The following is a 9933-nucleotide window of genomic DNA, read 5'->3' on the forward strand; positions in this document are numbered from 1 at the left end:
ACTCTTCACCGGCTGGGCCCACGAGCTGCCACTCGGAACCGCCCAACAACTTCGAACGGTCGGACTCGTCAACCTTCTGCCAAGAGACCTTGCCGGGAATCCGCACGTTAGGGACGCGGTTGTCTGTGCCTAGAGGTTCACCGTCTTGGATCGAAATCTCGACTACTCCGTCCTCGCCCACGTTGTCAGTGTTGACAGTGAATATGTAGGTCTTGTCGGACTGCTCGTACCCGGCCGGGGCTTTCGTTTCTGTCAGGGTGTAGTCGCCCCAAGCCAGGCCTTCCAGTTTGAATTTGCCCGCAACAGGGTCCTTGTCGAGCCCCGAGCAATCTCCGGCAGAGCTAGCGACACAGTCTTCAATTTCTTGGATTTTCGACTCTTCACCGGCTGGGCCCACGAGCTGCCACTCGGAACCGCCCAACAACTTCGAAGGGTCGGACTCGTCAACCTTCTGCCAAGAGACCTTGAAGTTACACACCAAGGTGTTGGTGAAAGCAAAGGTGTTTAGACCCTTCTCTAGTTCGTAGGTCCCGTCCTCCCGGAGCTCCAGGGATGTGGTTGGTCCACTAGAGGCGAGCGTGCAGTACAACGGATATTTGGGGTCCGACTCCGCAATTGTTACGGGGTCCCCCTGTTGGAACAGCGGCTTGGTTGAGTCGGCGTCAGGGGCGCGGTCGTAAACCTTTCCGAAGACGCCTTGCTTGCCATTGATTACAGGTGCAGCCGTGAAGCCGTCAGGCTGCTGCCCGTCCTTAATCGTCACGCCGTCGATCTCCCAGGTTTTGTCGACCCTCACGGTCGCGCAGGTGCTGACTCCCGAGTTGTCTTGTTGCACCGGAGCAACCCAGTTCTGGAGCTGCCTGCTGTTCCCAGTCCATGACCGAACGTAACCGGTTGACCCCACCTTGGGCGGACAGCCGTCCTTGCCAAAAGCTCCGTCTCCTAACGGGATGTTTATCGAGACCTCTTGGGGCCCATGGTTTTGCTTCTCATCGGTAGGCGGGTCAAAGCTCACGGTCTCGGCGTAGACGAGGGCCGTACACCCGGGTGAGTTCCATCCTGACGGATAGGCAACTGGATTCGGAACGTTAGGTGCTGTGTAGACGCAAACGGATGCTTTGGAGCTACTCGAATCCACGAACACAACCTGTCCGCCCATACTCCGATCCGGCTGGGGAACCATATAGGATCCTTTTCCTCCTGTCCCCCACCGCTCGGGGGCGTTGGTGTACTCGATAGACCAACCGAAGGTTCCTGTATTCGATGGACGGGTCCAAGTGGCCTGGAGTTTTGCAGCATCGCCGGACCCGACGATCTGCGATTCGAATGCGAGCAGCTTGGCCTGGTCGGGGTCTTGCTGAGTGTCTGTACCGTTCCATGTGGCCGGATTCGTGGAGTCTCCATTTGAGCTGTATGAGCCGGTGCCGGGAGTTGAGTACGCATTGGTCACCGTGACTGGCGAATTCTGGCCTGCTTCGATGGGGCCGCCGACGGTGGGTCCGACGGCGTCTTCGCCATCCTGGTCGAGGGTCTCAGCAGAGCTTTCCGCGCCGCCGTCGTTGGCCTCCGCAGCGGGCTCGCTTGAGTTCGCGCCATCTGGCTCGCTGTTCAAGGCTTGGTCCGGTGCCTGGACCTCGCCCCCACCGTCGCCATCGACTGGCGCCGATTCAACCGGAGCTTCCTGTGTGTCCTGACTTTCTGTGGCCACCTCTGCAGACTCCTTAGGTGCGGTGTCTGCCTCCACAGCAGCGGCTGCGGGTGCCGCTTGGAATTCGTCTGAACTTTGCGGGTCACCGACCGCCGCGATCGCTCCGATTGACGCGGTGGCTGTGAGCGCTAATGCAGCGACGGCTGCGAACACCCCTCGCGCCCATTGCGGCTTTTTTTGCGATTGCTTGCGCAATGCGTGCCTATACGTCGAACTCACGACGATCCTCCACTGTGTTGAATCTGCGGATCAGTAGGGAAATAAGGACGGCTCCCAGCAGGAAGCTTTCCTTTGGAACCCCAACGGATCCTCGAAGTTGCGGTCTGAAATTTTCGGTCACCGCTTCGGGCACGGCGGACCTTAGCGTCCACATTACCGAATTAAACGTCGTTATTCACAGTGGTCGCTCTCCGGTATAACGCTGCGTTAACACTTTAATGGCGTTAAGTTGTGCCGAATTCGCGATCGATTTGTTTGAAACCAGTCGGGACCTGCGCAGATATAAATCAAAAGAACGGTAAAGAAACAGCATGCTAGAAGCGTCACAGCTTTCTAGACGATCGATTTCGTTGCTCAATCGTTACGGAGGTTGCAGGCAAACAGCCCCTGTAATACTTTGTGGGCCGCATTTTGCGGTGCGGAAGGACCCCTATGGCACGCAGGCAAAGCTCTTGGGCGGCGCGGAGGAATGGCCGCCAACTTTGCACCGCTCAGGTTAGAGCACGTAGGAACCTGCGCCCTTGTTTTGGGTAGCAAAAAGCCCGACCCCCCACTTCGGGGAGCCGGGCTTTCCGGTGAAACTAAATGTTCGGTTGACTACTCGATGATCTCGGTGACCTTACCTGAACCAACGGTGCGGCCACCCTCACGGATAGCGAAACCGAGGCCGACCTCCATTGCGATGGGCTGGATCAGCTCAACGTCAATCTCGGTGGTGTCGCCAGGCATAACCATGTCGCGGCCCTCAGGCAGCTGGATGATGCCGGTGACGTCCGTGGTACGGAAGTAGAACTGCGGACGGTAGTTCGAGAAGAACGGCTTCTCACGGCCACCCTCAGCCTTGGTCAGGATGTAGACCTGGCCGCNGACCATGTCGCGGCCCTCAGGCAGCTGGATGATGCCGGTGACGTCCGTGGTACGGAAGTAGAACTGCGGACGGTAGTTCGAGAAGAACGGCTTCTCACGGCCACCCTCAGCCTTGGTCAGGATGTAGACCTGGCCGCGGAACTTGGTGTGAGGCTGAATCGAACCCGGGATAGCAACAACCTGGCCACGCTCAACATCGGTACGCTTGATACCGCGCAGCAGCAGACCACAGTTCTCGCCAGCCCATGCTTCGTCCATCTGCTTGTGGAACATCTCGATACCGGTAACGGTCGTCTTCTGCTCCGGGCGCAGACCCAGGATGGCAACTTCGGAGTTGATGGGGAGCTTGCCACGCTCAACACGACCGGTGACAACGGTGCCACGGCCGGTAATGGTGAAAACGTCCTCAATCGGCATCAGGAACGGCTTGTCCATGTCACGCTCCGGGGTCGGAACGAACGTGTCAACCGCGTCCATCAGCTCGGCAACCTTGGCGCCCCACTCGGCGTCGCCCTCAAGAGCCTTAAGTGCAGAAACCTGGATAACGGGAGCGTTGTCGCCGTCGAAGCCCTGGCTTGAAAGAAGGTCACGGACCTCTTCCTCAACCAGCTCAAGCATCTCTTCGTCATCAACCATGTCGGACTTGTTGAGGGCAACCAGGATGGTGGGAACACCAACCTGGCGAGCAAGCAGAACGTGCTCGCGGGTCTGAGCCATGGGGCCATCGGTTGCTGCAACCACGAGGATTGCACCGTCCATCTGGGCGGCACCGGTGATCATGTTCTTGACGTAGTCAGCGTGACCAGGGGCGTCAACGTGCGCGTAGTGACGGTCCTCGGTCTGGTACTCAACGTGAGAAACGTTGATGGTAATGCCACGCTCGCGCTCTTCAGGTGCGTTGTCGACCTGATCGAACGGGCTGAAGGTGTTGAGGTCTGGGTACTTGTCAGCCAGAACCTTGGTAATTGCAGGTTCAACACCTGCACGGTGTGGTTTCCACCGTCCGTTACGGCCAGGGTTGCCGGAGCAAAACTTGCCGACTGCCACGCGAAGCCCTTGGCGCGCGGGGATTGGATAACGCTGAAGCGGACTTCGGTGCCCACGGGAATGCCCGTTGGCCCGGCTACAAGGGTGCCGTCTGTTGGGAGTGCGAACTCTTCGGAACGTCCAACGTCATCCTGAACCCAGGAAGCACGGACTATGAATGAGGTACCCGGCGAGAAGTCGCTCGCCTGGACCCCGCCCAGCAGGTTCTGCAGGGAGAAACCGCCGTACTTCGGGATTACCCGCGCGTAGGTGGCAGCGGCAGTCACCTCGGGAGTTTCTGCCGAACTGATAACGACTGAACGCGGCGTGAAGGAGGCGCCAGACCAGGTGAAGCCTTCGACAGTTGGGGCGGAGGTGAGGGTGAGGAACACTTCGGTACCCTCAGGGACATCCTTCGGGCCCGGAACGGGTTCCCCAAAAGCGGGAACAAAGAAGCGCTCCGAGTGCTGCACTGGATCGGTGTTGGCGCCGCGACTCCTGGTCTCCCACGTCGCGGTCACTTCCAGCGTTGCGTCACTTCCCATGCGGTCCTCGTGCAACCCCTGCACCGCACCGCGCAGAGTGAAAGTGCCTAACTTAGCCGGATCCTCCGTGTAGGTATTTATCACGGTGGGGGCTGCTGCACGAGTAGGTGACAACTGTGTCAGGCAGCGAGTGCGACCTGCTCGTACATAATGGCCTCGTACTCGACCGGCGTCAAACGCCCCAGCCTGGCCTGTCGCCGCCGCCGATGATAGGTGCGCTCGATCCATGTCACGATCGCGAGCCGCAGTTCTTCTCTTGTGGCCCAGCTGCGCCGGTTAAGGACGTTGTTCTGCAGCAAACTGAAAAATGATTCCATCGCTGCATTGTCACCGGCAGCACCAACTCTGCCCATCGACCCGACCATGCCATGTTGGTCAAGCGCACGCCGGAACTTCCGACTCCGAAATTGCGATCCTCTGTCCGTGTGCAGGACGCAACCGGCTACGTTCCCTCGCCGCATTACTGCATTGTTCAGTGCCCTGACTGCGAGTGATGACTTCATTCGCGAGTCGATCGCGTAGCCGACGATCCGGTTCGAGAACACGTCTTTCACCGCGCAAATATAGAGTTTGCCTTCACGCGTCCAGTGCTCCGAGATATCGCTGAGCCACAATTCGTTCGGGGCTGTCGCAGTGAACTCACGCTGCACAAGGTCGTCATGCACAGCAGGCCCGGGCCTGGTTCCTCTACCTCGTGCTTTCTTCTTCCCAAACACAGACCACCAGCCGTTATCACGGCAGATCCGCCACGCACTCCGGTCGCACATTGCCTCACCGGCTTGTTTTGCTTCGTCGGCAAGCAACCGATGCCCGAACTCGGGGTCTTCCAGATGCGCATTATGGAGCGCGTTCGCGCGATACGCCTGCACGAGTTCACGCTCTCGCACTGGTGATTTCAGCCACCGATAATAGGGCTGACGTGAGAGCTTCAAAACCCGGCACGACACCACAACAGGAATCCCGTCAGCGGCGAGCTCTCTCACGAGCGGGTAGAGCCTTTTCCCGGTAAATGCGCCTGCGACAGATACGCGGTAGCACGACGCAGCACCTCAACTTCTTGCTCGAGCAGCCTATTCCGACGGCGCAGTTCTCGGAGTTCGTCATTCTCTGAAAGAGTCATACCGGGCTTTTCACCGTCTTCGATACGGGCTTGCCGCAACCACTTATCGAGGGTGCCGACATGGATGCCGAAGTCCTTCGCAATCTGCGGCAGCGTGACACCGGGTTCACGGTTCAACGCGACACGGACCACGTCGTCTCGGAACTCCTCGGGATATTTTGCGGGCATGATGATCATCCTTCCAGGCCAGCCAAAAGCTAGCCATATCGAATGTCACCTAAACGTGCAGCAGCCCCAATAACGGGCATTGGTACTGTCACTTTCTATTTCTCTTTCCTCTAGGACGCTCCGCTGTCTGAAAAATTTCGAAGCGTTCTCAAAGGAAACTAACCGGAACTGGCAGGCCCATGCCCACAGGCATCAGCACCCGCCACTAACCACACTGCAAAACACGTCACAGTAGTGGCCCAAATTTTCATTGCAACACGACCCAAAAACAGCCAGCCAACCGGCCTAAAAACAGCTGCTAAACGACCTAAAAACAGCTGCTAAACGACCTACCCCAACCCTGCCAAACACATGTTGAGCCAAACAACAGCCCCTAGGGACCCAAGTCTGGCCCGACTGCTCGATTTCAGGGACAAGGTCCGGCGGACGCGAGGGTCGGCAAAGGTCGCAGAGCCCCCACCCGCGGGCTCAGGTATCCGCGAGCCCCGAGACCACAGTGGCGTGCAGCAGACCTTCCAACACCTGGGGCGCCACTTCCAAGGTGAGGCCACGTTTCCCAGCGGGCAGGTAGAGCGTTGACCAATCCAAGACACTGCTGTCCACAAAGACGGGCAGCTGCCTGCGCTGCCCAAACGGAGAGATCCCGCCAACCACGTAGCCAGTCAGCCGGGTTGCTTCAGCTCCGGTAGCCATGCTGGCCTTCTTGCCCCCAGCCGCGGCTGCGAGGGTTTTGAGCTTCAGGTGCGCGTTTACGGGGACCAGCGCACAACACGGCCTCCCCTCCACAAATGCCACCAGGGTCTTGTACATCTGCCCGGGGTCAACCCCTAACACTTTGGCGGCGGCTGCCCCAAGTGACGTCCCCTGGTCCAACTGATCATCCAGAACGTACTCGTGGACCCGGTGCGCCACCCCAGCGTCTTGGACCATTGCAATGGCAGGCGTCGGGGTGCTCGAGGTGGGGGTGGCATCTTTCTTACTCATTGAGCCCTCGCTGAAATCGAGTTGTCGAGCCAAAGAATGCCCTCCCAGACCCCAAGTCTGGCACGACTCCTCGATTTCGCGGATAAGTGGCAGCGGGGGCGGCACAGGGCGGACTCACGGAGGTGGCGGGTCGTGCTCACGGACGAGGGGAGGTCCCCTTTTTCTTCTTCGGCTTCGGCGGGTACCCGGTTCGCCACACGTAAACCCCAATCAGCACCACACCACTGGGGAGGATAACCGCCCACCACGGGAACCTCGGCACCTCAGGCGTCCGCTCGGCTGCCTCCACATCTGCTATCGGGGTTGGCTCCACTCGCTCCCCCGTCACCAGGTACCGGTGCGTGTTGATCCCCAAAGGCGTACACGTCACCAGTGTCACCAGGTCTTGCCCGCCTTGGATAATCAGGGAGCCGGTCTCACTGGGCAAAATCGTCTGCGTCTCCACAACCTGATAGGTCAGCACTTCCCCGGACACGGTCACCGTGAACGTGTCCCCTATTTCCACGTCTTTCAAGTTGTTGAACAAGGTGGCTTTCGCCAGCCCGGTGTGCGCGGTGAGGACCGAGTGCGTGTCGATCCCCCCTACCGGCAGCGATGTCCCTTGCAGGTGTCCGACGCCTTTTTCTAGGACCGCGTCGCTTGTCCCGTGGTAGATCGGTAGGTCCACGTCGATGCTGGGGATTCTGAGCCGAGCCATGACTCCCGTGTCACTGCTCAGCAGGTCCCAGTAGCCTGACTCGTCGTCGACTTCGCCAAGGAGCTCGGGCCTGTTCGCTCCTACTCCTATCGATAGGTCTCCTGTTGAAAGGCGCTCGTTGTACTCGCGGGCCGCTTCTATCCGGTGGCTGTTCCCGGGTGGCGGGTCGACGCGGACTTGTTCCGTGTAGGCCTCGATGGCTTTAGATTCGTGGTATTGGGACCACCAGGCGGCGGTGGAGGGGTACATGATGCCGATCAGTCCGGCTAGGGCAACTAGTGCCACGATCAGCGTCAGCCAGTTGAGCCGCCATTTCCGACGAGGGTGCGCCAACCGTTTCCCGCTATCGCCCATCGTTTCCCTCCGGCCAGTTTGCTAGTGCCATTTTACTAGTAATAGTGATGTGGCGGGAAGAGACACAGTCTCTCCCCCCCCCTAACCCTAGGGTTTTGGGGTTTTTTCTGCGGTTTTTTACCTGTATTTTGGTCAGTGTGTACTTACGCATTTTCCCGTTGGCGATTGCGGATCACGATGTGAGCGCCGCCAGCCAGAGCAACCAAAGCGATACCGCCAACAATCAGCAGCACGGTCCCGTTAGCACCGGTCAGGGGCAAGTCGGGGCCGTCAGGCTTCACGTTCGGAACGTTAAGAACCTTATCAGCAGTGTCACCACTCTTGACCGTCACCTCGCGGACAGTCGAATCGATCAAGTACCCCGCCGGTGCTTTTGTTTCCTGCACGCAGTAGAGCTTGGAGTCCGGTGTGGTGTCGTCTGCCTCCCAGTCGCTCACCCAAACGACCTTGCTCGCTATTCCGCTGTCTCCAGTCGTAATCCTGGGCGCACCTTCCGGGGCCGCGGCTCCACAGCCGTCATCGTCCTTGGGCCAGACAGCAAACTCGGCATCTTTGAGCACCGTTTCGGTGTTCTTGCCATCGTATTTCAGGATTTTGAGGACACCCCAGTTAGTCGACGGGTTCGTCTTAGGTTGCTCACCAGTGACGCCGTTAATGTCGATGCTTGGCTTGTTTTCGAGTTCGCCACCAGTAGCGTTCGAGTTCACAGTCGTGGTGACGCCTGCTGTAATGGTCGCGTCAGCAAGTTTAGTAACAGCGTTCAGCTTTTTTAAACCCGCATCAGTAAAGGTTAGTTTCCCTCCGTTGACGGTGTAATGGCCGTCGTCCCCAGGGCCCTCCAACTCGTCGCCGCCAATCATGATGATTCCCCAATCTTTGAAGGTCATCTGCTCGTTTGGCGTGTCATTAAGGACAATGCTGGTGTACGGAAGATCAGACTTCGGCACCACTGCCGTGATCGTCCACGTCACGTCCGTTCCAACCTGCCAATCATCCGTTTTGCCGATTGTCTTGCTGGGAAGATCCGGGGTGTTCAGCTCGTTCTTCGGGTAAGCAACAGGGGCGTAATCCCACCCCTTGAAGTCCCCATCAATCCAGACGGATTGCGGGACCGAAGCGTAGAACGGCTTCGCCGACGTCGCGATCAAGTTCTCACCCGAGTCAGTCTCCTGCACGTAGTAAACACCCAGTGGCAGGTGCTCCCAGGTGATCTCGCCCTTCTCGTCCGTCTTGTCGGACCACACGGTGTCGTTGTCACCGTCAAGTAGGCAGTATTCCCCGGCTAGTTCACCGCCCTGTTCCTTCGCTAGATCGTTCCACTGTGTCCAGCCAGCTTCAGTGCCTAGATCAATGGGCTCACAGTCGGTGCCGGAGAGCACTCCGACACGTGTTGCGGTGAACGTGACGCCTTTCAGCGCCTTGCCCCCCGGGTTTCCGGCATTGGAGTTACCCTCATCGCTCACATGTTTATAGAGTGTCAGCGAGCCCTCTGTTGGCGAACCGTGCTCCCACGGAACGTCGGATCCAGGCGCTGCGAAGGCTGTCGTGGCTAGGCCGAGCGCGCCGGTAGCACCCAAGGCAAGGGCACCAACGCCAGCTAGGGCTCGCCGTGTCAGCGATTTCCTTACTTTTGTCATCTCTTTCTCTTTTCCTTTCATCCTCGGGTGGTTACCCGCAGAAGATTTACAAACTTTTGTGTTGGGCCGCTTCATGCTTCGAGGGGCCTGGATCTTTTCTTTCGCCGTAGGGCCTCGAGCGTTGCGGCCATGCCCAGGAGGCCCAGGCTGATCGCGATGATCATGAACGCGCTGGCTCCACCGGTCAGCGGCAGGGAGGGGCCTTCGGCTTGCTTATTGGGGATGGCGTTGTTGTCACCTAGGTCGCAGTCGCTGCCCTCGGGCTCCAGGGTGACGGACTTACCCGCGTTGGCCGCCTCGATGGTGAATGTGTATTTGCAATCGGACTTCACGTACCCGGCCGGGGCTTTCGTTTCTGTCAGGGTGTAGTCGCCCCAAGCCAGGCCCTCCAGTTTGAATTTGCCCGCAACAGGGTCCTTGTCGAGCCCCGAGCAATCTCCGGCAGAGCTAGCGACACAGTCTTCAATTCCTTGGATTTTCGACTCTTCACCGGCTGGGCCCACGAGCTGCCACTCGGAACCGCCCAACAACTTCGAACGGTCGGACTCGTCAACCTTCTGCCAAGAGACCTTGCCGGGAATCCGCACGTTAGGGACGCGGTTGTCTGT

General features: G+C 58.8%; 7 protein-coding genes and 1 pseudogene. All 8 read right to left on the reverse strand.

Translation table 11 applies throughout. The features are described from left to right. Positions 1–1708 (reverse strand): SpaA isopeptide-forming pilin-related protein (locus tag CS903_RS09095; RefSeq protein WP_242491833.1); only part of this gene is annotated, 1708 nt, incomplete at its 3' end. Positions 1709–2524: 816 nt separating this feature from the next. After that, a complete protein-coding gene (gene tuf / locus CS903_RS09100; RefSeq protein ID WP_370737665.1) occupies positions 2525–3841 on the reverse strand; it encodes an elongation factor Tu in 1317 nt (438 codons plus the stop codon). Between the two features lie 254 nt (positions 3842–4095). Beyond that, positions 4096–4593: pseudogene (locus CS903_RS09815) on the reverse strand (hypothetical protein); the annotation flags it as partial. After that, positions 4485–5653, reverse strand: a protein-coding gene (locus tag CS903_RS09105; RefSeq protein ID WP_099333249.1) for an IS3 family transposase whose coding sequence is annotated in 2 segments (ribosomal slippage) — positions 4485–5366 and positions 5369–5653 — 1167 coding nt in all. Because the reading frame shifts where the segments join, the coding sequence is not laid out codon by codon here. The pseudogene CS903_RS09815 and the gene CS903_RS09105, both read right to left, overlap by 109 nt. Before the next feature lie 468 nt (positions 5654–6121). Further along, the gene (locus CS903_RS09110) at positions 6122–6637 is read right to left on the reverse strand and encodes an aminoacyl-tRNA deacylase (RefSeq protein ID WP_099333250.1); all 516 of its coding nucleotides are present in this window, start codon (positions 6635–6637) and stop codon (positions 6122–6124) included. 136 nt (positions 6638–6773) lie between these two features. Continuing rightward, positions 6774–7688 (reverse strand): class C sortase, encoded by a 915-nt coding sequence (locus tag CS903_RS09115; protein ID WP_099333246.1) that lies wholly within the window; start codon positions 7686–7688, stop codon positions 6774–6776. Positions 7689–7831: 143 nt separating this feature from the next. Then, a complete protein-coding gene (locus CS903_RS09120; RefSeq protein ID WP_099333247.1) occupies positions 7832–9400 on the reverse strand; it encodes a SpaH/EbpB family LPXTG-anchored major pilin in 1569 nt (522 codons plus the stop codon). Further along, on the reverse strand, positions 9397–9933 hold a 537-nt coding region (locus CS903_RS09410; protein WP_277984889.1), incomplete at its 5' end, for an MSCRAMM family protein. The genes CS903_RS09410 and CS903_RS09120, both read right to left, overlap by 4 nt.

The sequence above is a fragment of the Actinomyces minihominis genome, assembly GCF_900187855.1.
GTDB classification, from domain to species: domain Bacteria; phylum Actinomycetota; class Actinomycetes; order Actinomycetales; family Actinomycetaceae; genus Scrofimicrobium; species Scrofimicrobium minihominis.